A 22,881-nucleotide genomic window follows, 5' to 3' on the forward strand; every position below is an offset into this window, starting at 1 on the left:
TATGTCGAAGATCGAAGACCGCCTCAATGAACTCGGCTTCCCGCTGCCGCAGCTTGCAGCGCCCGCCGGCTCCTACCTGCCCGCAGTGAAGTCGGGTGACCTTGTATTCACCTCGGGCCAGCTGCCGTTCCGCGACGGCGAACTTGCCAACCCCGGCCGCCTCGGCGACAACGTGACCGTCGAACAGGCCCAGGAATCCGCTCGCTACTCGGTGCTCAACGCACTCGCCGCAGCCAAGAGCGTCATCGGCGACCTCGACAAGATCGAACGCGTGGTCAAGGTCAACGGTTTCGTGACCAGCACCGATGACTTCAAGCAGCAGCCCGAAGTCATCAACGGCGCATCGGACTTCCTCGCCGACATCTTCGGCGAAGCCGGTCAGCACGCACGCTCGGCACTGGGCACCAACGCCCTGCCCAAGGGCACCTGCGTCGAGATTGAATTCATCTTCCGCGTCCGCGACTGACGCTCAGCCAGCGCAGAAGTCTGCGCCGAGTCTTCAGGCGGGTGGGTCGAACAGACCCACCCGCCTGATTCGCGCCTCCAGCGAACTTGTGCGCACCATCGAGCTTTTCCGCTCCGCTGACACACAGCCCAACCCCGACTACCCGCGCAGGGCGGTCAGCCTCGTGCTGGTGCGTGACACCGAGAAGGGCCTCGAGGTGTTCATCACCCGGCAGGCCGACCAGCGCGGCGTCAGTGACCGCAACAGGTTTTCGTTCCCCTTCAGCGTGGTCCGCCCGGAGGATTCTCGCCAGCTTTCAATGGGCGATTGGACATCAGAGCGCTGCGCCAGGGCTCTGCGCTTGAACCGTTCCGGCCGCGCTGTTGCGTTTTTCTCCGCTGCCGGCCGGCTGGCCCTGCAGAACATGGGCATCACCTTGGCTGAGGGACACGACCTGCGTGTAGTAACCGACATCGAACCGCAGTTCCTCCACACCGCGGGGAAGAAGCTGCGCGATCACCGTGTGTCCTTTCCCGCGGTGCTGCGCAGCCGTGACGTTGAGTTCCGGCCCGACCTCCTCAAACCGTGGATGCGGTGGGTCAACACCTCGTGGCAGCTGCGCCGCTACGACACCGTGTACTTCGTGTGCGTGGTCCCACCCGGCCAGCACGTGGACTTCGTATCGATCAACCAGTCGTGGGGCGGATGGATGACCCCACAGGAAATCCTGGGTGCCGTCGACGTGTGGGAAGAGGGCCAAAGCGCCTCAGCCCAGTTCATCAGCGTGGCAACGCGCCTCGTGCTGGAGTCTCTGCGCACTGTCCCCAGCGCGGCCGCAAGTATGCTGAAGATCCGCGATCTCAGGCCCCTGCAGCCGACAGTCCTGCAGCACAAGGGCGACTGGTACATCAGCATTGACAACCAGACCGACCACGCAATTGACGAACTGTCCCAGCTGACAACTGAAAGTGAAGAAGAAGATCCGACAACGCTGTCGGAATCAGAAAGCGAACCACCAGAAGAAGAATGACGACACCAGACCAGCAGGCGGCACCTCGTTTTGTTCGCCGCACAGCAGACAACCCCAGCCCCATGACGCTGGACGGCACGAACTCCTATGTGCTGTTCACGGCGGATGACACAGCCGCCGTCATCATCGACCCCGGCCCTGAACTCGAAGCGCACCTGCAGGAACTGGGCGAGCTCGTGGGGGACCGTGAGCTGCGAGGCATTGTGCTCACCCACCACCACTGGGATCATTCAGACCTGCTGAAGACGGTCGACGGCTGGGCGCCGCAGACACCGGTTTTTGCTGTTGACAGCAGGTTCGCGCGCTTCGTTCCCCCACTGGTGCACGACGATCTGCACGGAGACGACGCGGTTCTCGAGTTTGGTCCAGCGGAGGACGACCGCATCCAGCTGATCCCAACGCCGGGGCACACGCTCGATTCGATCAGCGTGCTGTTCGGCAGTGTGCTGTTCTCCGGTGACACCGTGTTGGGGCGCGGAACAACCGTCATCATGCACGGTGACGGTTCGGTCGAAAAGTACCTGGATTCGCTCACGCGCCTGCGCAGCATGGTGGACGAGGGGCTTGTCACCGAGATCCAGCCTGCGCACGGGGACGCTATCACGGACCCGGGCGAGGTTCTGGACTACTACATTGCCCACCGCCGCGAGCGGCTGGACGAAGTGCGTGCGGCTCTCAAGGAGCACGAGGCGGAGCTCACCGGGGTCGAAATCTCACCTGAGCACGAACTGACTGAGAAGGTGGGCCGGACCGTGTATGCCACGGCACCGCAGAACATGCGGGAGACCGTCAATACGATTGTGGCCGCTCAGCTGGAATACGTGCAGAAGCACGGCTGAGCTGCCGCGGCTCAGCCGCACCAGAAAACGCCGAAGGCCCGCCCAGTTTGTCTGGGCGGGCCTTCAGCGTTTTCAACCTTCACCGGCAGAGCCGGCGGCTGGTGGATCAGTGTGCGCGGTTGTGCAGGCGATCCATGTCGAGGATGACGACAGCGCGTGCTTCCAGGCGGATCCAGCCGCGCTGTGCGAAGTCAGCCAGAGCCTTGTTGACGGTTTCACGCGATGCGCCGACAAGCTGGGCGAGTTCTTCCTGCGTGAGGTCGTGCTGCACCAGGCTGCCGTCCGGTGCGGGGCGACCGAAGCGGCGGTTGAGGTCCAGGAGTGCCTTGGCGACACGGCCGGGAACATCGGAGAACACGAGGTCGCCGACGGTTTCGTTGGTGCGGCGCAGACGCTGGGCGAGTGCGCGCAGCAGGTTCATAGCGGCCCGCGGGCGGCCTTCCAGCCAGGCCATGAGGTCTTCGTGCTTGAGGCTGAGCAGTTCGGTCTGGCTGACAGCGGTGACGGTCGAGGAGCGTGGGCCCGGGTCGAAGAGCGCGAGTTCGCCGATGATTTCGCCGGGGCCGACGACCGACAGGAGGCTTTCGCGGCCGTCGTCGGATTCGCGGCCGACTTTGAGCTTGCCGGAGGACACGATGTAGAGCTCGTCGCCGGAGTCTCCTTCGTGGAAGAGGACGGCGGCACGGCGCAGGCTGCGCGGCTTCATGTACTTGACAAGGGCGTTCGTCGATTCGTCATCGAGTCCTGCGAACAGGGTCGCGCTGCGGACTACTTCGATATCCACGTCTGTACCTCCAGGTTGCTGTTCTGCGACGTTGGGACGCGGTGCTTCGGCCCAGTCAACTTCTGCCGCAATGTGATTCAGCTCAATCCTAGCAATGCTCACCGGGTGTGGCACGGGTCCGTGTTCTATGCTGACCAGCAGATAAAGGAGTGTGTGTGGCGCAGAAGAGCATGCTTGAGCGCAGTCAGCGTCGCTTTGCCGAGGAAACTCAGTTGGGCAGGGTCCGCAGGGCGCGCAAGATCGACCGGATGCTGCAGAAGGTGTTTCCCGATGCGCGTGCGGAGCTTGATTTTCGCAATGCGTTTGAACTGCTGATTGCGACGGTCCTGTCTGCGCAGACTACGGATATTCGGGTCAATCAGGTGACCCCGGAGCTCTTTGCGGCTTATCCGGATGCAACGGCGCTCGCGCAGGCTCGGCTGGAAGACGTCGAGGAGATTGTCCGGCCCACGGGCTTCTACCGGTCGAAGGCGAAGAACATCATCGCCTTAGCCCAGCAGCTGGTCGAGGACCACGGGGGCGAGGTGCCTGCCGACCAGGCCGCGTTGGTTCGCCTTCCCGGGGTTGGGGTGAAGACTGCGAACGTGGTGCTCGGCAATGCCTTTTCAACTCCCGGGCTGACGATTGACACTCACGTGGGGCGTTTGGCCAGGCGGCTGGGCTTCACGACCGAAGACAATCCCGACAAGGTGGAGGCTGATCTGCTTCCGCTGTACAAGAAGTCTGATCTGACGATGGTGTCGCACCGGCTGATCTTCTTGGGCCGGCGCATCTGCCACGCGCGCGGGCCCGCCTGCGGTGTGTGCCCGATTGCCCGTCTGTGTCCGAGTTTCGGCACCGGTCCGCTTGATCCCGCCGAGGCCGAGGCGAAGCTCGCCTACGGCCTGCAGGTTCCGGACGGCGGGTGGCAGCTGTGAGCGATGAGCGCCTGGTGGAAGCTCTCAGCGGTCTGGCGCAGTCGGATATTTCCGATCACTGGATTCATCACCGCAGGCCGAAACAGGACGATTCTGTGCGTCCAGCGGCCGTGCTCATGCTGTTCGGCCGCGGTACACAGCCGCGTACCGAAGCGGGTCTGCGCGAACAGGACCGTCTGGGGGATTTCGGCGATGTCGATGTCGTGCTGCTCAAACGGGCCGAAACTCTGCGCAATCATCCCGGCCAGGTGGCGTTCCCGGGTGGGCGCAAAGACCCCGAGGACGCAACCGCGATTGATGCCGCTCTGCGAGAAGCGCAGGAAGAGACGGGAGTTGACCCGGGTCGTGTGGACGTCATGGGCACGTGGCCGTCGCTGTGGGTTCCCGTCAGCAGGCACAGTGTGACGCCCGTGATCGCCTCGTGGGACGGTCTGCAGTCGCTGCGGGCCGTGGACCAGGCGGAATCGTCGTCCGTGTACCGGGTCCCCGTGGCCGATCTTGTGGCACCGGACAACCGCGGGGTGTTCGAGGTGCCGAAAACCGGGTGGCATTCGCCGGTTTTCGATGCGGGCGTACTGCGATCCTGGGGATTCACAGCAGGGATTCTCGACAGCGCGTTCGAGGCCCTCGGCTGGTCGCGGGAGTGGGACCGGTCCAATCGCCTGCACATCGACATGTGAACCCACCTGACCTTCACCTCGGCAGGATGTTTGAGCTCTCCGGGCATGAAGAACCCCAAACACAAGAGGGACCAGTCCAGACGGACTGGTCCCTCTTGTGTTTGGGGTTCAGAGATTCACACGCGCGGACCCGATGGGTTGGTCAGTGCGGTCTTGACCGCCGCGATGACCGACTTGCCGCGGTCAATGGCGCGAGTCGGCGTGGGGTTGCCCTTCTTGAGCAGCGGTACCGCAATTGCGATGAGAATCGAGGCGATCACCACGTAGATGCCGAACACGATGAGCGTGCTTGCCCACCAGCCCCATCCGGCGAAGTCGTGGAAGATCGCGACGAAGAACGCGGTGAGGACGAACAGGGACATGATGAGGATGCCCAGGCCGACGACCGTCAGACCGATGGCGGTGCCGAGCTTGACGGAACCCTCTTTGATCTCCTGCTTGGCCAGTGCGGCTTCTTCTTCTGCCAGAGCCTTCGAGTCGGCAGAAATGTCCCGCACGATTTGCGCAATGGAACGATCAGACATGGGGCGTTGTCCTCCTAGAAATGCAGGCCTTTGTCACGATACTAGTGGGAACTGTTCATCAGCACCAACGATAGGTGGGGATGAGATGACCCTCACAGGCGCCTCGGGAGGGGCAGAGGAGTCCCCGCCCGCCCCGAAGCACTCGTGCATGAGCCCTGCTCAGGAGTTGTGTGCGCGATCAACGGCCGCCTGGATGCTCGTCATGACCGAAGCGTCGGCCAGCGTCGAGGAGTCCCCGCCGTCTTTGCGCTCGGCGAGGTTTTTCAGCAGTCGGCGGACGATCTTGCCCGAACGGGTCTTGGGAAGGTCATCAACAAAGTAGATGCGCTTGGGCTTGGCGATCGGCCCGATTTCGCGTCCGACGTGCTGCCGCAGCTGTTCTTCTGCCCCTTCGTCGTCAGCAAAATCACCGCGGGTGATGACAAAGGCCATGACGGCCTGGCCGGAAGTCGGGTCGTCCGCTCCGACGACAGCAGCTTCGGCAACAGCGTCGTGCGACACCAGAGCCGATTCGATTTCCGCGGTCGACAGGCGGTGGCCGGATACGTTCATGACGTCGTCGACGCGGCCGAGGAACCAAATGTCGCCATCGTCATCGAAGCGCGCGCCATCACCGGCGAAGTACATGTTCTCGAACCGCGACCAGTACGTGTCCTTGTAGCGCTGGTCATCGCCGTAGACACCGCGCAGCATTGACGGCCACGGTTCTGTGATGACGAGGTATCCGGCCTGGTTCTTCCCGATGTGCTCACCTTTGTCGTCGACGACATCGACGCTGATTCCCGGTAGCGGGCGCTGCGCCGATCCGGGCTTGGTCGAGACCACGCCGGGCAGGGGCGCGATCATGTTCGCACCGTTTTCGGTCTGCCACCACGTGTCGACGATCGGGCAATTCCCACCGCCGACCACCCGGTGGTACCACATCCAGGCCTCCGGGTTGATGGGTTCGCCCACCGAGCCCAGCAGGCGCAGCGACGAAAGATCGTACTTCGCCGGGATCTCCTCGCCCCATTTCATGAACGTGCGGATGGCGGTGGGGGCGGCGTACAGCTGGGTGACACCGTGCTTTTCGACGATCTCCCACCAGCGGCCCTGGTGCGGGGAGTCGGGGGTGCCCTCATAGATGACCTCTGTCATGCCCATGGCCAGTGGGCCGTAGGCGATGTAGGTGTGTCCTGTGATCCAGCCGACGTCCGCGGTGCACCAGAAGACATCGGTTTCCGGTTTGGCATCGAACACGTATTTCATGGTGTACGCCGCCTGGGTCAGGTAGCCGCCGGAGGTGTGGAGGATGCCCTTCGGCTTTCCGGTGGTTCCCGAGGTGTAGAGGATGAACAGCGGCTGTTCGGCTGGGAAGAACTCGGGGGAGTGTTCGGTGGACTGGCGGTCGACGACATCGTGGAAGTACTGGTCGCGGCCTTCGACCATGTGGGCGTCTTCGCCGGTTCGCTGTGCGACGAGCACGTGACGGACAGGGGTGTCACCGTGGGCCAGGGCTTCGTCGACCGTGGCCTTGAGGTCGCTTGGCTTGCCGCGGCGGTAACCGCCGTCGGCTGTGATGACGACTTCTGCTTGAGCGTCCATGATGCGCGAGTGCAGGGCATCGGGGCTGAAACCGCCGAACACCACTGAGTGCGCGGCACCCAGACGGGCGCACGCGAGCATCGAGATGACTGCCTCGGGGATCATCGGCATGTAGAGGGCTACGCGGTCACCGCGGCTGACTCCCAGTTCTGTCAGGGCGTTGGCCGTCTGGTTGACGCGGCGTGAAAGCTCCGCGTACGTGATGTCCTGGGTGTCTCCGGGTTCGCCCACGAAGTGCAGGGCCACGCGGTCGCCGTTGCCGGCTTCCACGTGCCGGTCCACACAGTTGTAGGCCACATTGAGTTCGCCGTCCTGAAACCATTTGGCAAAAGGAGGGTTGGTCCAGTCGAGGACTTCCGTGAATTCTTTGTGCCACGAAATGAGTTCTCGGGCCTGGTCAGCCCAGAAGCCCAGGCGATCGGCTTCTGCGCGCCGGTAGAGGTCTTCGGTTCCGTTGGCCTGGTCTGCAAATGCCTGCGGGGGAGCGAAGGTGCGGTCTTCTTGCAAAAGGCTCTGTGTGTTTTCGTCTGCCAAAACATCCTCGTTTCGTCGGTGAGTCCCGACCCCGTGAGCTTCTTTGCGCACGCGGCGGCTGTGATCTTCACACTAACGCCGGCAGCACTCGGTGCAAAAGGGGTGAATGTATTCGCGGCGCGATCTGCAGAGGCAGATTGTGTCTTGTTCAGTTCACGTTCATGCCGCCGTGTGAAAACATAGCCGTTGTGCACTGACGGGGCCCGCCCGGTTTGCAGGCTCGCCCTCCAACCGCGAACTAAGGAGTCATTGAGCATGAGCAGTCCATACGGCAATCAGCCGCACTATTCCGGCGGTGATTCGCAGCCCGGCCCCTACAACAGCCCGCAGGATCCTCAGGCCGCGCAGCAGGCTTTCAGCCAGGGACAGCCGTACGGGGCGAGCCCGGCTGCAAGCCAGCAGGCCTTCAGCCAGGGACAGCCATACGCCGCGAGCCAGCCGGCGTTCAGCCAGAACCCGCCCGCCGGTGCAGCGCCCGGAGCAGCGAACGCATCCGCCCCCGGGGCAGTCAGCGGTCCTGCCGCCGGTGGCGTCGGAGGGTTCGGACAGCCTCAAGCACCCAAGCAGCCGTCCGCGTTTGGGCTTCGCGAAATCCTGCTGGCCGTCGGCGCATTTCTGGTTTTCGTCTCCATGTTCCTGCCTCAGTACAAGTGGGGGACGGACTCGTTCTACTCGGACGGCTATGAATGGCTCTGGTCGTTCAGCCTGAACGGCTCGGGTGTTCTGATGCTCGGGGTTCTGCCGGTCCTCGCTGCCGGTCTCATCGGCGTTCTCAACAAGACTGTCCGTTCGTTCCCGCAGCACATCGGATCATTCAGCCCGGATCAGTTCGTCACGGCCCTGGCTGTGTTCGGTGCGGCAGTGCAGTTTGTGCGGTTCATCCACCTGTTTGCCTTTTCCACTCCGTCGTGGGGTGCGTTCATTGGTCTGCTTGGCGCCGGACTGGCGGCGTTCGTCACCGCATTCACCATGATTCCGGCACTCGGAGCTTCTGAATTCGACGCCCGCGAATCCGTTCCCGCGCACCCCAAGGCCCGCCCCGTGCGTCGCGCCCCGGCGCAGGCTCCCGCTGTGCAGCCAGGTTTCGGTCAGCCCGGACCTGTACCGGGTGCCCCTGCTCAGAACGGTCAGGTTCAGGGCGGACCGGCACAGCCCGGTTTTGCCCAGCAGAGCCAAGAGTGGCCCGGCTCCGGCCAGCACGTGCAGGCACAGAGCGGACCGGCACACCCTGGTTTCGCTCAGCCCGCACCCGCTGAATCTGCGCCCGCTCAGCAGGAGCCGAACCAGAGTGACGCCGCGCGTGGCTCGCACGCCGGTACAGGACACATCGGGGCGTATTCGCAGCCGTCAGCCAGCAGTGAGCAGTCGGCAGACGCTGCACAAGCGCCGGTCCCCACGGGCGAAAACTTGCAGGCAGAAACCGCGAAGCCCGCGGCTGCTGCGGCATCGGAGACAGCAGATCCCGTTGCGCCCGCTGCATCGGAAACAGCAGAGCCTGCTGCACCGGCTGCCGATGTCGCCGCAGCGTCGGCCGCTCCGGCAGACTTCACGCCCGTTCCCGAAGACCCGGTCGCGCCTTCTGCTGAGGAAACTTCCCCCTCGGAGGCTGCGGGTCTTTCCACTACCGCCGACTCCAAGGGAAGCGACGCGGAGAAGCACTATGGCCGCGAATCCGATCTGACCGCTTCGGATGACGGCGCTCGCCGGCAGGACACGACCGAGCTCAGCGGCACCTCGGCAGACGAGGGCAAGCAGGAACAGCCCCAGCCAGAACGGGAAGAGCCCGTTCAGGAAGAGACTCAGCTGTTCCAGGCGTTCCCCACGTCTCAGACCGAGAATGCCCAGCCGGAACAGGAAGAACCGGCTCAGCAGGAGCCGGTGCAGGAAGAGACTCAGCTGCTCGAGCAGTCCCAGCGCCCCCAGCCGCAGCAGACCCCGTTCTGGTTTGCGGTTCCGGAACCGCGCGTGGCCGTTGACCCAGCCGGCAACCCGGCGTTCCAGCTGGAGCCCGGAAAGTGGATTCTGGCGATGGCGGACAACGGCGATTCGTTCACGGTGCAGAGCGAAGACGGTCGGATCGGCGAACTGCGCAACGTCCATGGAGTTGAGCGCGGCTGATTACGGATCTTTCACAGGCCCTGCGCGCCTTGGCGCAGGTCCCGGCGGTCGCAGGAGCCGTCGAGCGGGTCCGCACCGCCTGCACGCAGCTGCGCTGGCACAACGCGCTGCGCAAGCGGATGGCGGAATGCCGCGCCGAAGCGACAGTGCGGGCTGCGCGCACCTCGGCCGCGTTGGAGGGTGCTCGCTACCCGCTGAACTATGTGCGCGAGGTCATCGGCGCTGGGCGTGAAGTCACCGACGACATGTCGGGTGTGCAGCTGACCGCCGCGGTGCGGGTGGCTGCCGTCGCCGACGAACTGTCACAGACCCCGGACGCTCTGCGCTCCGGTTTTATGGGGCATCTGGCCAGGCTGAGCCTGGCGGCCGGGGCGGGCCTGGCTGACGACGATCAGCTCGGCAGACCGCGCCGAGCCGGCGAAGAGCCCGGTGACATGGGCGGACTGCCCGCAGCCCCGAGCCCAGACGAAGTCCAGCAGCGCCTGGCCGACCTCGAAGCGCTGCTGCAGGACGAAAGCCTGCCCGGCTTCGTGGTTGCGTGCATTCTGCACGGAGAGATCCTCGCGATGCGCCCGTTTGTGATCGGCAACGGACTCATTGCCCGCGCCCTGTTCCGCATCCACATGGTGTCCTCAGGCGTTGATGTGACGGGTGTTGCAGTGCCGGAAGCGGCGCTGCTGTCCGATGCTGCAGGCTACGGCGAAGCCGGTGCCGCCTACACAAGCGGTCGGGACGTGATCGGCTGGATCACTATGAACGCAGAGGCTGTGGAAAAGGGCGTAGGCGAAGGTGTGCAGATCTGCCAGAGCGTGCAGGCCGGACGCATTCCGCGCACCTGAGTTCTCGGCAGGCGTCGGCGGCCGTGCCGCTCCACGACAAAGGCCGAGGTGGAACTCCTGGGGAGTTCCACCTCGGCCTTTTCTGTTACTGGTGTGCTGCCGGCTGTGGATAGGGGAGCGTTTGTCCACAGCGGGTTTTTGCGGGTGTTCGCGACTGCGTGAGCGGGCAATCGTGGAGGCATGAATCGACCTCGCGTAGTGCTCTTCACCCGAGTGCCCAGCCTCATTGATCACTGTGCCGCGTTGGCAGACGGCATCGGCCTGGGCCTCGACATTCGTCTGCCGGAAAACGGCGGATGGCAGGATGCCGCACTCGTTCTGATCGGCGATGACATCACAGAAGCCCCGGACGTCGGCAATGTGCCCACCGTCCTGGTGACGCTGACGCAGTCCAACGCGGTGTGGGCGACCGCGGCGCGGCTGGGGGCTGACACCGTGGCTGTACTGCCCGCCGGTGCGGAATGGCTGACTATCCGCATGATCAACGCCGTGGAACCCCCGGCAGAGCCCGCGCAGACGTGGGGTTTCGTCGGCGGAGTTGGGGGAGCGGGCACCTCGGTGCTCGCCTGCGCGGTCGCTCGCAGTGCCGCCGCGCAGGACATCGACACGGTGCTGCTTGATGCCGATCCGCTGGGAGGCGGGCTCGACCTCGTTCTGGGTGCAGAGGGCAAAGACGGTCTGCGCTGGCCCAGCCTGGCGGCTTCCCGCGGCAGACTGCGGCCGTCGACTCTGCGGGATTCACTGCCGCGCACAGAGGGACTGGCGGTGCTGTCGTGGGATCGGACGGGAACGGAAGAGCTCACCCCGGAGGTGTTCGAAGCCGTTATGACTGCCGCGCAGCAGGCCTTTGAGCTGGTGGTCGTCGATTTACCGCGGCATGCGCCCGTGCAGTGGGCGCGCATGTGCAGCGAACTCACCGTGGTGGTGCCCGGCAGGGTGCGCGCCGCGGTTGCGGCATCACGGGTCGCCAGGCGTCTGGAAGCGGTCAATTCGGCCGTGCGCATCGCTGTGCGCGACGCAGGCAGGGGCGGTGTTCGGCCCGAACTCGTCGCCGACACCATCGGACTGCCGCTAGTGGGCGTCATCAAGGACGACCCACAGGCAGCGGCCGCCGTTGACCGCGGCGAAGGCCTGCCGATTGCACGCACCCACGTGGGGCGTGTGGCCGAAAAGATCGTGGAAGGCGGTTCGCTGTGACTCTTGACGGTCAATGGCTCGATGCAGAGCTCATCCGCGATGTCAGAACCCACCTGCTGGAAAACCCCGGGCCGGTGACAGCGGGATCTGTTGCAACCGCGCTCGCCCGCAGCGGCCGGGTGGTCGGATCGGCTGAGCTCCTGGAGCTGGTCAGCCGGATCTCGGCTCAGCTGGGCGGGGCCGGTCCGCTGCAGTCACTGCTCGATGAGCCCGAAACGACGGACGTCTTCGTCAACAGCCCGCAGGACGTGTGGGTGGACAGGGGAAGCGGGCTGGTGCCCGTACCGCTGTCCTTGGGAACCGAAGATGATGTGCGGGCTCTCGCTGTGCGCTTAGCAGCACTCGGCGGGAGGCGCCTGGACGACTCCCAGCCCCTGGTCGACGTGCGCCTGCCCGACGGAGTGCGGCTCAACGCACTCATCCCGCCGCTTGCAGGGGAGCACACCGTGATGTCGTTTCGCGTACCCCGCAGCAAAGGCTTTCGACTGTCAGAGCTCATTGAGCGGTCTTTTCTTACCGCTGAGATCGCCGAGGTTCTTCTGGAGCTGCTGGAAGTGCGGGCCAACATCCTCATATCGGGCGGAACCGGGTCGGGGAAAACCGTTCTGCTGGGCGCGCTTTTAGCCGAAATACCGGCTGACCAGCGCATTGTCATCGTTGAGGACTCACGTGAACTCAATGTGCGCCACGATCACGTGGTTCAGCTGGCAGCCCGACAGGCAAACGTCGAGGGCATGGGCGAAGTGTCAATGGCTGACCTCGTGCGCAATGCCCTGCGCATGCGGCCGGACCGGCTGATCATCGGGGAGTGTCGAGGGGCTGAGGTCCGCGACATGCTCACCGCGCTCAACACCGGTCACGAAGGCGGGTGTGCCACTATTCACGCGAATACCGCGTCGGCGGTCCCTGCCCGTCTTGAAGCACTGGGGGCGCTTGCGGGTATGAGTCCGGAGGCTGTGCGCTCCCAGTCGATGACGGCAATTGATGTCATCCTGCACATCACCCGCAGACGTGACGGGCACAGGAGGCTCGCCGAAATCGCCGCGCGCACAAGCGCCGAGCACACTGCCCCTACCGAACCCCAGACTTCTGGTGAGGTGGCGGCGGAAGCCGGCGGCACCTCGGCGGACTTGGCAACAGTGTGGAGCGTTGAACACGGGGCTGGTGCCGGTTGGGATGGTTTCGTGGACTGGTTGAGGCGGAAGCAGGGGGAGCGGTCATGATCGTGCTCGCTGCGCTGCTGGCCGCCGCGGCGGCCGGGCTGTGGGTGTGGGACCCCGCCGAAAGGCGGCTGAATAAGCTGCTGCCGCGCGATGATTCGGATGGGCCTCGGACGCGTGCGGGTGATGGTCTGCAGGGGCTGGTGCGGCGGTTTCGCAAGTCGGACGCAGCTGATGACGAACATGTGGCGGCCGCTATCGCCGTCATTGACCGGGCTGCGGAACTGCTGCGTGTGGGTGCGGCACCGGCGGCGGTGTTGGAACACCTGTCGAAGCTGCCCGGGCCAGAGGACCTGCAGGCAGCTTTGGCTACGGCGGCGCGTTCTGCTGAGCTTGGGTCTGCTCCGCATCAGGCGATCTCCGCGCAGGCCGAAGGTCTTCCCGCGCAGTCGAAAGACATTCTGCTTCACATGGCGTCGGTGTGGTTCGTCGCCGAATCTGCGGGTGCCCCTGCGGCGAATCTTCTGGAGCGGTTTGCAAAGACCGCGCGGATGCAGACGGATTCAGCCCGCGAGCGGGCCATTGCGCTGGCCGGACCCCAGTCGACCGTGAAGGTGCTCACCGCGCTGCCGCTTCTGTCACTCGGTCTGGCGGTGCTCATCGGCGCTGATCCCGCGGAACTCCTGACTTCCGTTCCCGGTGCCGTGTCGTGCGTCAGCGGGGCGGTTCTTTTGGTGGTCGGTCGACTGTGGATGCGCCGGATGTTGAAGAGGGCACTGTGATGGCCGGGGTGGTCGCCGCGGTTCTCATTGCTGCTGCCGTGTGGCTGTGGATCGGGGATGCGGATGCGCGGCTCAAGCGGGTGCTTGATGGCGGAGTCGGCCTTGGTGATCGAGCCGGCGCTGATACGCAGAACGCGGGCTCGGGCGAAGAAAAGAGGTCCTCAGGTTTGTTGGAGGGTCTGCTGGGGCTCAGTCGTGAGCAGAAGAGCGACCCCGGCGAATCTGATGTTGAGGCGCTCGCCTTCGACCTTGAGCTCACAGCTATTTGCCTTCGCGCGGGTTTGCCGATTGGTCGGGCGTTGGCCCTTGCCGCCGCAGCCGGCGGTGACCGGTCGAATCTGGGTGCGCTGAGCCGAGCCCTTGAGCTGGGACAGACGGATTTTGAGGATCAGCATCTGAGCGAAGTCATTGTGCTCATCCGCTTCTCAGCACAGACCGGAGCGGCACTTGCCGGCCTGCTGTCCGCTATGGCCTACGACCTACGCCGGGCTGAACATCAGCGCCGGAGGCTGGCGGCGGCGAAACTTGGAGTGCAGCTGGTGATTCCGCTGGGGGCGTGCATTCTGCCGGCGTTCATTCTGCTGGGCGTTGTTCCCGTGGTGCTCACCCTCATCGACGACATGTCGGTGCTGTTCGGGTGAAGGGCTCCTGCTGGTCGACATCGATCCGCTCGCCGAACTCGTCGGAGTCGTGGACGCCCGTGCGTGGTGGAACGATGAGGAGTGAACGCTCTCGCGTCGGCGTTCAGTGGTGGAGGCGCTCATGACGGTCATCATTCACCCTGTTGGATACGTCAGGCGAGGCACCACCCTTGAGTCTGCCTCCGATGTCGTCGAGATTGATTGGAAGCGCCGTGAGCAGCGCTGAGCTAGCCGAGGTTCTGTAAACGCGCCTACCTTTCACACGAGTAGGAAGGTGGAGCCAGGACATGGGCCACGAAGAGCAGGAACAGGCTGCGGGATCAGCATCGTCGTTGCAGGCGGTGGTGTACGTCAGGATCAGTGACGACCCTGAGGGCACCGAGCGTGGAGTGGAACGGCAGGAGGCTGGCTGTCGTGTCTACGCCACAGCCCGCGGTTGGGAGGTCGCAGGGGTGGCCGTGACAGGGATGTGGTGGTCGACGTGGCGGGGTGTAACGCGGAGCGCAGGTCGGCAAATAAGACCAGTGAGGGCGCGTGGGACAGTCCCGCGCGCCAGGAGACTCCGGAGGTGGAACAGCCATGAGACCACGAAGACGAGTTGTGTGGACGTGTGCGTCTGCGATCGCAGCGGGGGTGTTCGTAGCGGGCATGGTCGCGCCAGCGCATGCAGAAGGTCCGAACGGTCAAGACGCTGAGTACACGCTCGACGCGCTGTCCAGCGGTGACCTTGTCATCGATGGTGCCGAACCCGATGGGAATTTGGGGCGTCGAGCGGCACCGAACGCTGACATCACCGATGGGGTGCAGCTCGGCACGTTCAAGGGCGATGAGACAGTGATCGTTGATGCTTCTCTCGCCGATCATGGAGCGCTCGCGGCGGTGGACACGGAGCACGTTGATCTTTCCTGGGAGGGTGTCGACGCGTCACGCAGCTATGCAGTGTTTCGCGACGATGAACTCCTCGCAGAAACGTCTGAGCGGTCGTTCCGCGACTCGGACGCGGTCCCGGGCGTAATCCATCATTATCGGGTGGAGACCATCCTTCCTGAAGGGGCAGCCCCTCTTCACGACGACGAGGTGACGATCCAGGGGTTCGACGTCGTGGTACCTGACTCGACGGACCTGGCAGCAGAGGCTGCGGAACATAACACCCAGATTGAAGCAATGGCCGCTTATACGGGATCGACGGTGAGATACAGGACGTTCATTCCGCAAGCAAAGCTCAGTGCACCGCGGGCAGGTTGCGGCAGCTATAGGAGCAGCTACAAGTTCGGTGGGGACAACCGCGGCTTCGGTGCCAGTTCAGGCACGTCTCGCACGAGTATGAACGCGAACGTTCGATGGGACGGCCGGGGACTCATCGGGAGTTCCAAGAACGTCGGCGCAACGAAGGTTTACAACTCCAAGGGAAAGCTTGTGGCTACGAAGACAGCTTCTACAAAGGATATGTCTATCAAGCAGCTCGGAAAAACGAAGACCGATGTCGATCTTCGCTTCCGGCTAAAAGCGGGAAACCCGTTCTGTAAGTACAACTCGATTCAGGGTGCTTTTACGATCACGATCACCAAAAACGGGTCGTACAGCATCATTTCCGGCAGTCATCGTCAAATGCCGAATCACGAGGTGTACGTTTCTTCGATCAGTGGAAAGTGGAAGACTGTCTACCAGCGGAAGTACGCAAGTGCCGCGTGCCTGGTGAGTTGGTTGTGCCCCGAGGCGCAGATGGTGGGTTATGGAAAGTACTGATCGGCTGCACGGATCTAAGGTCATGTTGCGGCGTCGCGCAATCATGGGAGGTGCGCTCGTGGGCGGGTTCGCCGCGCAGGCGCTTTACAGCCTTGCGTTCGCCGCGCTTCTGGAAGTCCCGGCGGATAGCCGGTGGCCGCCTGTCGTTGCTGCCGGTGTCATGGTCGTGGTTGTCGCGGTCGCGACCTGGGGACGGGAGAGACGGATTCGTCGCGTCGCCTGGTCTGCGGTCCTCGCGGCCGTTGTGTTCATCCTCTCGTACGCTCTACTCGGGGAGATCGGTGATGCTGTGGCCGAGCAGGTGCCCATGCGTGTGAGCGGAGCGCTGGAGAGAATTCACTACTTCTTCGGCCTCACGGGCGAGGCGTGGACATCTTTCATCATCTCGATGGTTGTAGCCGCCCTCGTCACGGCTCCACGCCGTGCCTGACGACAGTGCCCGCCGCGCAAAGATCTCTTTCTTCGTGCGGCGGGCACTTACTTTCCCCAGTCGATGCCACATGGAATCGATGTGCTGTCAGGAGCATCTGATCTTGGTGATGCGGGAAACGCTGCTGGCACCTCTGCCTGCTTTGACTGTTGCCTTCACCTGGGAACCAGCGTAGGCAAGCACTGTGCCGGAACTGCGGGAGTTCTTTACGGAACGCACCTTCCCATGGAGCGCAGCGAACGAGGTATATGTTGCAGGGCAGGTCGCGTAACTGAGTTTGTTGCCCCGGAACCCTGCTGCGGAGTAGACGCAGTAGCGTCCCGATGCGCATTTGGCGGAGACCTCTCGCGCAGTCGCTGCTCTGGGAGTGGAGCCCGGCGCAGTGTCGGTGGGATCGAGAGTGAGCACGATCGCGCCTTCGCCCCAGGTAACCTCGTTCCAACCGGTTTGGGAGCCTCCGAAGTCCTCGATTACGTCATCGACGCGTTCTTGCATCGATGTGTCTGTCGGACCTGCTGCCCAGGAGCTCTGCGGGGCAAGAAGCAAGATCAAGGTCAAGGTGAGCGTGGCGGTAAGGCGAGATGCTCTTCGCATGTCGTGGTCACTTTCTTGTGAGAAAGACGAGACCGGTCAGCGGTCCCAGGCTACGTAATGGATGACAGATGGTGACGCAATGTCCGTACGGTCGTTGCCGATGTAGATGGTCTCAGCTGCGGTGATCGAGCCCGCGCGGGGCGAGATGATGAGTAGGTCTTCGACGTGTCCGGGGTCGCGGTCTGTGGCGCGGATGGCGATGCCGTCACGTCCGAGGCGGTCGGTGACGCGGCCCGCGACCTCCAGATTAGGCAGACCGCTGACGTAGGAGAGAAGCGCGCTCTCCTGGTCTCGAGAGAGGACGTTGCTGGAGAGAATGCTGGAGACCTCCTGGATCGTCTCTCCAGCTCCTAGCGGCTGTTCGCTTCCTGCCACTGTGGCGAGGTAGTCAGCGATCTCTGTCGGTTCAGTCGGCACTGCTTCGGGGTAAGGAGTGTCAAATTCGCCAGGTGCGAACGTCTCGTCTGACAGCACCGTCCCCGGCGTGGCCAGATGCTCGGTCTTTTGTCCAGGGAATGGGGGCGCAACGGTAACTACGACGTGTACGTTCCCGTCGCCGACGAACGTGATCTCTTCGTGCCGCGGTTCGACGGACGAGGAGATAATAGTGCCGTTGGCGTCGATTTCGGTGTTCAGCACCCAGGTTTCCATCCGGATCCTGTTCGGCGGCGGGTCGCGCTGCAACATCAACTTTGCTGACTCGTCGAGAATTTCTTCCGCGGAAGCATCTATGTGATCGGTGACGAGCAGTGGTGGGGTCGCCGCTGATGCCGGTGTGTCGGGGAGAATGTTGAGTGTGACGCCCCCGGCTATGGCGAACGCTGCAAGGGAGGATGCGATGAGCATCAGCCGCCGGCTGAATCGTCGAGGGTGACCCGGGCTGGGCCCGAGTCGTCGACTCGCTGGTGGGACATTTGGGGAGGAGAGAACCAAGTCAGCGAGTTCTTGTTTCGCGCGCCCCGTCAACGGGAGGTGTCGGTGCCCACTCAGTGGTCGCGCATCGCGGATGCGTCGTTCAAACTCGTCCATCCTTGACCTCCTCACTGTGAGCGTCCTCGACGGCGTTGTACAGCAACGCTTTGAGCGTCTGTCGGGCACGTAACAGCCGTACCCGCACGGTCACCGTCGATATCCCAAGGATCGACGCAATCTCCGCACGAGTGAGGTCTTCCCAATAGGCCATGTAGAGAATCTCGCGGTCGGTTTCTCTCAGTCCTGCCAGAGCCCGGCGAACATCCAGTGCATCTGCGGTCTCCATCCTGTAGGAGCTATCGCCGCTGAGCCCACCGATCCGGCTAAACAGCTCCGTCGAACGAGCCACGCGCTGGTACTCGTTGCCAATGATATTGCGCAACACTTTGTACACCCAGGGCAGAGAGAGATCACCTCCGGACTGATGGTGAGCCCACGTGATCCGGAAGGTCTCCGCTGCCACATCCTCGGCATCGGCGACTCCCGATAGACGTTGCTGGGCAACCGTGAGGACGAGGCGATAGTGTCGAGCATAGAAGTGCGCGAACACCTCGGCGTGCGCCACGCTGTCGCCGTCGGCTTCCTGCCTCACCTCGTCTCCTTCCGATCGATCGGATCGATGCCCTCCGAACATCACTCCTCGGCACGATGAGAGACTTCAGAACAGCTTCAGATACGACCGCCCTGATCGCTATCATGCCCGCCCCATCTGGCTCGTCCCAATCGCACCTCTCACAGTTTTCTATTTGCTGACAGCGTCCCCGCGTTACATCCCAAGCGAGCCGTGCCACCTGTCCTCCACGGCCAGGCGTGCACCACACAGAGTCAAGGAGCCCGCCACCACCATAAATGTGATCTGTATAACACGATGTAGTGCGGGTTTGTGCTCAGAAAATAGCGAAGGTAGAGGAAGCCGCTATAGCTCACAGTTGGAGTAGCGTCCTCGCGGGGCGGGGACAGCGGCAGAGGGGAGTCGGGTGAACGGGGGTGCGGCAGGAGTCGGGATTGTCGTCACCTCCAGCTGCCTTTCCTCTGACGTGTGTAGTCCTCGCAACGAGACACCAGCTCAATGACGGTCCGTCAGCATTCATCGACATCGCAGTGAACCGACCCTTGAAGGCAGTCAAGTCATGACTTGATCACAGATTTCACGAATCGCGAGCGGGTGCCTGCCGCGCTGAAGCTCAGGGAATGAGGGTCATTCGAACTCGGAGGGTTGATCCCCACGGTTGACTCCAGACAGACGAATATGTCGGTGCTGTTTGGGTGAAGGGCTCCTGCTGATCGACGCGGCTGAAACTGGACTGCAGTTCTGAAGCCTGGGGATAACTTCGCGGTTGTCCCCAGGCTTTTCTTCTCTCTTCTTTCGGGTGCTCCGCACCTGCACGCTGGAAGCGCCATCTGAAGAAAGGAAGGGAAAAGATGGACAACGAAGTTCAGGAACTCGTTCCGATGGAAGAAGAAAAGAAACCCGTGCGCCTGCGCAAACCAGACAGGGGAGCGACAACGGCAGAGTATGCGATCACAACACTCGCCGCGTGTGGTTTTGCCGCACTGCTCGTTGTGGTGCTGAAATCCGAGGGCATCCAAACTCTCATCACAGGTGTCATCTCCAAAGCGCTCAACATGGGCGGGTGATGGCAGTGCCCACTTCGATGTTTCGCCCAGGGAGCCACACTCGTGACGCTGCTCGTATGTCAAACGCTCTCTGCCGGAAGCGGACCGCAGGAAAGGACTGCGGTGCCGTCACGGCCGAATTCGCCATGATCATGCCGGCTATCGTGCTCGTCATTCTTATGGTCATCGGAGTGGGCACCCTCGGCCTCGCGCAGCTTCGCACCTACGAAGCTGCGCGGGCCGGCGCACGCGAAGCCGCCCGCGGCGAACCCACCGCAGAAGTGCGCCGCAGTGCGGAAAGCAAAGCCGGCCCCGGTTCCGCCGTCACAATCGGCAAAGACGGCGAATACACGGTCGTCACCGTCACCGTCCCGACACCGAAGACCATGCGGAAGCTCATCCCTCGCGTGCAAGCAGTGCAAAGAGCGCGCACGGAAAGCAGCGCGCAGTCCGGAGACGCACAATGAGCACACAGCAAACGCGGCAAGCTCAGCGGCACCGCCGGGCAGATCGCGGGTCCATGCCCGCAATCGCAGTCAGCCTCATGGGGTTAGCGGCAGTGCTCATTGCAGGGCTTGGACTGACCAGCAAAGTCATCCTCGTATCCGCGCGCGCAGACGGCAGTGCCGACCTTGCAGCCCTGGCAGCAGCTGACGCTGCGCGGGGAATCCGTACCGGCGACCCCTGTGACGTTGCAAAGAAACTCATCGAAGCCGACGGCTTCACAATGGACGACTGCATTGCCCGTCCTGACCTGGGACGGGCGAAAGTCACCGTCAAAGCGAAGCTGCCAGCCCCGTTTCCCGCAGTGAAGCGCTCAGCCGTGGCAGGTGGGCCGCAGCCGCACACAGCCGGTTGAAAACCCAAAACGGGGCAGTTCATGCAGTGTTTGCAACAGGGGCGTACCGTCGAATGTGAACATTGCACTTTGCAGCACACTGATTGGAGCGCTATGGCCAGCTCAGGCAAAAGCCCCCTCCGCAAACAGGCCGAACGGCGATCACGTGACGCAGAATCCGCCAAGCGAGAAAAAGCGGTTGTCGCCCAGGCACAAGAAGCTGACTCCGGCAAACACCCCGACGGCTTCCTCGCTCACCTGAACCTCAAACCAATCTGGTTCTTCATCGCTTTTGCAGCACTCATCGGAGTGATGTTCATTCCCACCGGTGACGACCTGACGTTTGCTGGGAAAATGGGTCTGGCCGTGCTGGCCTTCGCAATCGTCATGTGGGTGACAGAAGCAGTTTCCTACACGGTCTCGTCCATCCTGATCGTCGGAATCATCACCGTCATGCTGTCCTTCACGCCAGCACTCGACGGTGAATCCCCCGAGGCGATGGGCACAACCGAATCAATCAAACTGGCACTGAGCGGATTCTCCAGCGCCGCCGTTGCGCTCGTCGCCGCAGCACTTGCGCTCGCGGCCGCGATGCAGGCCACCGGCCTGCACAAGCGCCTGGCCCTCTTGGTACTGAAAGTCGCCGGCGAAAAGACCAGCAGCGTGCTCATCGGCGCGATCGTCATTTCGACGATCCTCGCGTTCTTCGTCCCCTCCGCAACAGCCCGCGCAGGTGCCGTCGTGCCGATTCTTCTGGGCATGGTCGCTGCCTTCGGCCTGCCCACCAACTCACGACTGGGCGCCCTGCTCATCATCACAGCAGCCCAGGCCGTGTCCATCTGGAATGTCGGCATCAAAACCGCAGCAGCACAGAACCTCGTGGCCACAGGCTTCATCGAAACCTCCATGGGCCAGTCGATCTCCTGGGGGCAGTGGTTCTTGTGGGCCGCCCCGTGGTCGGTTCTTATGAGCATCGCGCTGTTCTTCATCATGCGCCGCGTCATCAAACCCGAAGTCGATCACATACAGGGTGGCCGGGCAGTTGTTGAAAAAGAACTCGCCGAACTCGGCCCCATCACCGGAAAAGAAATCCGCCTGGTCATCGTCGCCGTGTGCCTGCTGTTCCTGTGGGCAACCGAAGAAGTGCTGCACCCATTCAGCTCGGCAACCGTCACCATCGTCGCCATCGGCTTCCTCCTGCTTCCCCGCGTGGGAGTGTTCTCCTGGAAGACCGCAGAAAAGCTCATCAACTGGGGCACGCTCATCGTGTTCGCCGTCGGAATCTCGCTCGGCTCGCTCCTGCTGAACACGGGAGCGGCAACGTGGCTGTCAGAGAAAACCTTCGGCGCACTGGGTGTGACCGACATGCCGATGCTCGCCATGATCGCCCTCGTCGGCATCTTCACAATCCTCATCCACCTGGGATTCGCATCGGCAACATCCCTCAGCTCCGCGCTCATCCCGGTGTTCATCGCACTCGCCCAGTCCATCCCCGGTGCGGCAGGCGGCGGAATCGGGTTCGTCATCATCCAGCAGTTCCTCATCTGCTTCGGATTCCTGCTTCCCATTTCCGCCCCGCAGAACATGCTCGCCTACGGAACCGGCGCGTTCACGGCCAAGCAGTTCCTCAAATCGGGCATTCCGATCACCATCGTCGGCTACCTGCTGGTCCTGCTTCTGTCCGCCACCTACTGGAAGTGGATAGGCCTGGTCTGAGGACCGGGTTAGGGTGGAAGTCCACGCAGTTTGACCATGGCGGTCAATACCCAGGGAGGTTCAATGACGAACGCACAAGCTCACACAACAGCAGCCATGCCCGTGAGCGAACAGCTGGTGCTAGTCACCGGTGCCGCACGCGGGCTGGGCGCTGCTCTCGTCAAAGCCTTCCACGCCGAAGGTGCGGCTGTTGTCATCAACTACCGCAACTCGGAAGACCAGGCGGTTCGCCTTGCCGAACAGATCCGGGCGCAAGGCGGCGAGGCGCTGGCCGTGCGCGCGGACGTCACTGACTTCCGCGAGGTCAAGGCCATGTTCGATGCCGCACGCGAAGAATTCGGCAGGCCCGTCACCACCGTGGTCAACAACGCGCTGGTCGACTTTTCATTCAACGGCGACGAACGCCCGGACGCGGACTCCATTTCCTATGCCGCTTTTGACGACCAGTTCCGCGGCACCATCAGCGGCGCGGTGCACGTCATCCAGGCGGCTATGAACGGGTTCCGGGAAATCGGCTCGGGCCGGATCATCAACATCGGGACCAACCTGTTCCAAAACCCCGTCGTGCCCTACCACGACTACACAGCCGCCAAAGCTGCCCTGCTGTCGCTGACCCGCACCTTCGCAAAGGACCTCGGCCCTCTGGGCGTGCGCGTCAACATGGTCTCCGGCGGTCTGCTGCGCACCACCGACGCTTCGGCCGCCACTCCGGACGAAGTCTTCGACGCAATCGCAGCAACAACACCGCTGGGCCACGTGACCACACCGGAGGAATTCGCCTCGGCCGCCACGTTCTTCGCCCAGCCGGCATCGCGCGCGGTCACGGGCCAGAACCTCGTGGTCGACAACGGCCTCGTCATGGACTGAGTTCGGCAGGGGAGCCCGGGGCCCGGT

General features: G+C 63.2%; 24 protein-coding genes. 18 read left to right on the forward strand and 6 right to left on the reverse strand.

All coding sequences use genetic code 11. The features are described from left to right. Position 1 precedes the first annotated feature (1 nt). The 3 genes from Bravens_RS02900 to Bravens_RS02910 are packed head-to-tail and all read left to right on the forward strand — an operon-like array spanning position 2 to position 2,314. A complete protein-coding gene (locus Bravens_RS02900; RefSeq protein ID WP_019174464.1) occupies positions 2 to 466 on the forward strand; it encodes a RidA family protein in 465 nt (154 codons plus the stop codon). After that, a complete protein-coding gene (locus Bravens_RS02905) occupies positions 438 to 1,475 on the forward strand; it encodes an NUDIX hydrolase (protein ID WP_145990122.1) in 1,038 nt (345 codons plus the stop codon). Before Bravens_RS02900 ends, Bravens_RS02905 begins: the two co-directional genes overlap by 29 nt. Further along, a complete protein-coding gene (locus Bravens_RS02910; RefSeq protein WP_062020139.1) occupies positions 1,472 to 2,314 on the forward strand; it encodes an MBL fold metallo-hydrolase in 843 nt (280 codons plus the stop codon). The genes Bravens_RS02905 and Bravens_RS02910 overlap by 4 nt, the downstream gene beginning before the upstream one ends. A gap of 106 nt (positions 2,315 to 2,420) precedes the next feature. Here Bravens_RS02910 and Bravens_RS02915 read toward each other — a convergent pair whose 3' ends face one another. Continuing rightward, positions 2,421 to 3,098 (reverse strand): Crp/Fnr family transcriptional regulator, encoded by a 678-nt coding sequence (locus Bravens_RS02915; RefSeq protein WP_026022688.1) that lies wholly within the window; start codon positions 3,096 to 3,098, stop codon positions 2,421 to 2,423. 170 nt (positions 3,099 to 3,268) lie between these two features. Between Bravens_RS02915 and nth the strand changes: the two genes are divergently transcribed. Next, on the forward strand, positions 3,269 to 4,015 hold the full coding sequence (nth, locus tag Bravens_RS02920; RefSeq protein WP_062020215.1) for an endonuclease III: 747 nt from the start codon (positions 3,269 to 3,271) through the stop codon (positions 4,013 to 4,015). Beyond that, positions 4,012 to 4,695, forward strand: coding sequence for an NUDIX hydrolase (locus Bravens_RS02925; RefSeq protein ID WP_244878103.1), 684 nt, complete (start codon positions 4,012 to 4,014; stop codon positions 4,693 to 4,695). The genes nth and Bravens_RS02925 overlap by 4 nt, the downstream gene beginning before the upstream one ends. A 116-nt stretch (positions 4,696 to 4,811) precedes the next feature. Here the strand turns inward: Bravens_RS02925 and Bravens_RS02930 are convergent, their stop codons facing one another. Together Bravens_RS02930 and acs are read right to left on the reverse strand one after the other, a co-directional pair. Further along, positions 4,812 to 5,219 carry a phage holin family protein gene (locus tag Bravens_RS02930; protein ID WP_062020143.1) on the reverse strand — a complete coding sequence of 136 codons (408 nt, stop codon included), beginning with the start codon at positions 5,217 to 5,219 and terminating at the stop codon, positions 4,812 to 4,814. Positions 5,220 to 5,378: 159 nt separating this feature from the next. Then, positions 5,379 to 7,337, reverse strand: a complete 1,959-nt coding sequence (gene acs, locus Bravens_RS02935) for an acetate--CoA ligase (protein WP_062020145.1) — start codon at positions 7,335 to 7,337, stop codon at positions 5,379 to 5,381. A gap of 255 nt (positions 7,338 to 7,592) precedes the next feature. Between acs and Bravens_RS02940 the strand changes: the two genes are divergently transcribed. From Bravens_RS02940 to Bravens_RS02975, 8 genes are all read left to right on the forward strand, one after another. After that, positions 7,593 to 9,455 (forward strand): DMT family transporter, encoded by a 1,863-nt coding sequence (locus Bravens_RS02940; RefSeq protein WP_062020147.1) that lies wholly within the window; start codon positions 7,593 to 7,595, stop codon positions 9,453 to 9,455. A 29-nt stretch (positions 9,456 to 9,484) separates the two neighbouring features. Next, on the forward strand, positions 9,485 to 10,294 hold the full coding sequence (locus tag Bravens_RS02945) for a Fic family protein (protein WP_062020149.1): 810 nt from the start codon (positions 9,485 to 9,487) through the stop codon (positions 10,292 to 10,294). Between the two features lie 180 nt (positions 10,295 to 10,474). Beyond that, a complete protein-coding gene (gene ssd / locus Bravens_RS02950; RefSeq protein WP_062020151.1) occupies positions 10,475 to 11,491 on the forward strand; it encodes a septum site-determining protein Ssd in 1,017 nt (338 codons plus the stop codon). Continuing rightward, the gene (locus Bravens_RS02955; protein ID WP_062020153.1) at positions 11,488 to 12,714 is read left to right on the forward strand and encodes a TadA family conjugal transfer-associated ATPase; all 1,227 of its coding nucleotides are present in this window, start codon (positions 11,488 to 11,490) and stop codon (positions 12,712 to 12,714) included. The genes ssd and Bravens_RS02955 overlap by 4 nt, the downstream gene beginning before the upstream one ends. Beyond that, positions 12,711 to 13,433 carry a type II secretion system F family protein gene (locus tag Bravens_RS02960; protein ID WP_062020155.1) on the forward strand — a complete coding sequence of 241 codons (723 nt, stop codon included), beginning with the start codon at positions 12,711 to 12,713 and terminating at the stop codon, positions 13,431 to 13,433. Before Bravens_RS02955 ends, Bravens_RS02960 begins: the two co-directional genes overlap by 4 nt. Then, entirely contained in the window at positions 13,400 to 14,074 is a 675-nt protein-coding gene (locus Bravens_RS02965; RefSeq protein WP_141737954.1) for a type II secretion system F family protein, read from the forward strand. The genes Bravens_RS02960 and Bravens_RS02965 overlap by 34 nt, the downstream gene beginning before the upstream one ends. 648 nt (positions 14,075 to 14,722) lie before the next feature. Then, complete coding sequence (locus tag Bravens_RS02970; protein ID WP_231863256.1) at positions 14,723 to 15,820, forward strand: DUF3238 domain-containing protein; 1,098 nt, start codon at positions 14,723 to 14,725, stop codon at positions 15,818 to 15,820. Next, the gene (locus Bravens_RS02975; RefSeq protein ID WP_231863257.1) at positions 15,807 to 16,250 is read left to right on the forward strand and encodes a hypothetical protein; all 444 of its coding nucleotides are present in this window, start codon (positions 15,807 to 15,809) and stop codon (positions 16,248 to 16,250) included. Before Bravens_RS02970 ends, Bravens_RS02975 begins: the two co-directional genes overlap by 14 nt. Before the next feature lie 87 nt (positions 16,251 to 16,337). Here Bravens_RS02975 and Bravens_RS10895 read toward each other — a convergent pair whose 3' ends face one another. The 3 genes from Bravens_RS10895 to Bravens_RS02985 form a co-directional block, all read right to left on the reverse strand. Then, a complete protein-coding gene (locus Bravens_RS10895; protein ID WP_070428361.1) occupies positions 16,338 to 16,844 on the reverse strand; it encodes a peptidase inhibitor family I36 protein in 507 nt (168 codons plus the stop codon). 36 nt (positions 16,845 to 16,880) lie between these two features. Further along, positions 16,881 to 17,690 carry a hypothetical protein gene (locus tag Bravens_RS02980; protein ID WP_019174481.1) on the reverse strand — a complete coding sequence of 270 codons (810 nt, stop codon included), beginning with the start codon at positions 17,688 to 17,690 and terminating at the stop codon, positions 16,881 to 16,883. A gap of 169 nt (positions 17,691 to 17,859) precedes the next feature. After that, entirely contained in the window at positions 17,860 to 18,408 is a 549-nt protein-coding gene (locus Bravens_RS02985) for an RNA polymerase sigma factor (protein WP_019174482.1), read from the reverse strand. Positions 18,409 to 19,238: 830 nt separating this feature from the next. Between Bravens_RS02985 and Bravens_RS02990 the strand changes: the two genes are divergently transcribed. The 5 genes from Bravens_RS02990 (at position 19,239) to Bravens_RS03010 (ending at position 22,854) form a co-directional block, all read left to right on the forward strand. After that, positions 19,239 to 19,454 carry a DUF4244 domain-containing protein gene (locus Bravens_RS02990; protein ID WP_019174483.1) on the forward strand — a complete coding sequence of 72 codons (216 nt, stop codon included), beginning with the start codon at positions 19,239 to 19,241 and terminating at the stop codon, positions 19,452 to 19,454. A 56-nt stretch (positions 19,455 to 19,510) separates the two neighbouring features. Next, entirely contained in the window at positions 19,511 to 19,900 is a 390-nt protein-coding gene (locus Bravens_RS02995) for a TadE family protein (protein WP_082790993.1), read from the forward strand. A gap of 53 nt (positions 19,901 to 19,953) precedes the next feature. Next, entirely contained in the window at positions 19,954 to 20,292 is a 339-nt protein-coding gene (locus Bravens_RS03000) for a hypothetical protein (protein ID WP_019174485.1), read from the forward strand. A 93-nt stretch (positions 20,293 to 20,385) separates the two neighbouring features. Beyond that, a complete protein-coding gene (locus Bravens_RS03005) occupies positions 20,386 to 21,987 on the forward strand; it encodes an SLC13 family permease (RefSeq protein WP_062020159.1) in 1,602 nt (533 codons plus the stop codon). 63 nt (positions 21,988 to 22,050) lie between these two features. Next, on the forward strand, positions 22,051 to 22,854 hold the full coding sequence (locus Bravens_RS03010; protein ID WP_244878104.1) for a 3-oxoacyl-ACP reductase: 804 nt from the start codon (positions 22,051 to 22,053) through the stop codon (positions 22,852 to 22,854). Positions 22,855 to 22,881 lie beyond the last annotated feature (27 nt).

It is taken from the genome of Brevibacterium ravenspurgense, from assembly GCF_001584615.1.
Taxonomy (GTDB): Bacteria; Actinomycetota; Actinomycetes; order Actinomycetales; family Brevibacteriaceae; genus Brevibacterium; species Brevibacterium ravenspurgense.

Excerpts from the sequence above, each read along its gene's own strand:
- Bravens_RS02970 (WP_231863256.1), top strand. The coding sequence starts at position 14,723 with ATGGTCGCGCCAGCGCATGCAGAAGGTCCGAACGGTCAAGACGCTGAG.
- Bravens_RS02980 (WP_019174481.1), bottom strand. The coding sequence starts at position 17,690 with ATGCTCATCGCATCCTCCCTTGCAGCGTTCGCCATAGCCGGGGGCGTC.
- Bravens_RS03000 (WP_019174485.1), top strand. The coding sequence starts at position 19,954 with ATGCCCGCAATCGCAGTCAGCCTCATGGGGTTAGCGGCAGTGCTCATT.
- Bravens_RS03010 (WP_244878104.1), top strand. The coding sequence starts at position 22,051 with ATGACGAACGCACAAGCTCACACAACAGCAGCCATGCCCGTGAGCGAA.
- Bravens_RS02930 (WP_062020143.1), bottom strand. The coding sequence starts at position 5,219 with ATGTCTGATCGTTCCATTGCGCAAATCGTGCGGGACATTTCTGCCGAC.
- Bravens_RS02940 (WP_062020147.1), top strand. The coding sequence starts at position 7,593 with ATGAGCAGTCCATACGGCAATCAGCCGCACTATTCCGGCGGTGATTCG.
- Bravens_RS02990 (WP_019174483.1), top strand. The coding sequence starts at position 19,239 with ATGGACAACGAAGTTCAGGAACTCGTTCCGATGGAAGAAGAAAAGAAA.
- Bravens_RS02900 (WP_019174464.1), top strand. The coding sequence starts at position 2 with ATGTCGAAGATCGAAGACCGCCTCAATGAACTCGGCTTCCCGCTGCCG.
- Bravens_RS02995 (WP_082790993.1), top strand. The coding sequence starts at position 19,511 with ATGTCAAACGCTCTCTGCCGGAAGCGGACCGCAGGAAAGGACTGCGGT.
- Bravens_RS10895 (WP_070428361.1), bottom strand. The coding sequence starts at position 16,844 with ATGCGAAGAGCATCTCGCCTTACCGCCACGCTCACCTTGACCTTGATC.
- Bravens_RS03005 (WP_062020159.1), top strand. The coding sequence starts at position 20,386 with ATGGCCAGCTCAGGCAAAAGCCCCCTCCGCAAACAGGCCGAACGGCGA.
- nth (WP_062020215.1), top strand. The coding sequence starts at position 3,269 with ATGCTTGAGCGCAGTCAGCGTCGCTTTGCCGAGGAAACTCAGTTGGGC.
- Bravens_RS02960 (WP_062020155.1), top strand. The coding sequence starts at position 12,711 with ATGATCGTGCTCGCTGCGCTGCTGGCCGCCGCGGCGGCCGGGCTGTGG.
- Bravens_RS02910 (WP_062020139.1), top strand. The coding sequence starts at position 1,472 with ATGACGACACCAGACCAGCAGGCGGCACCTCGTTTTGTTCGCCGCACA.
- ssd (WP_062020151.1), top strand. The coding sequence starts at position 10,475 with ATGAATCGACCTCGCGTAGTGCTCTTCACCCGAGTGCCCAGCCTCATT.
- Bravens_RS02975 (WP_231863257.1), top strand. The coding sequence starts at position 15,807 with ATGGAAAGTACTGATCGGCTGCACGGATCTAAGGTCATGTTGCGGCGT.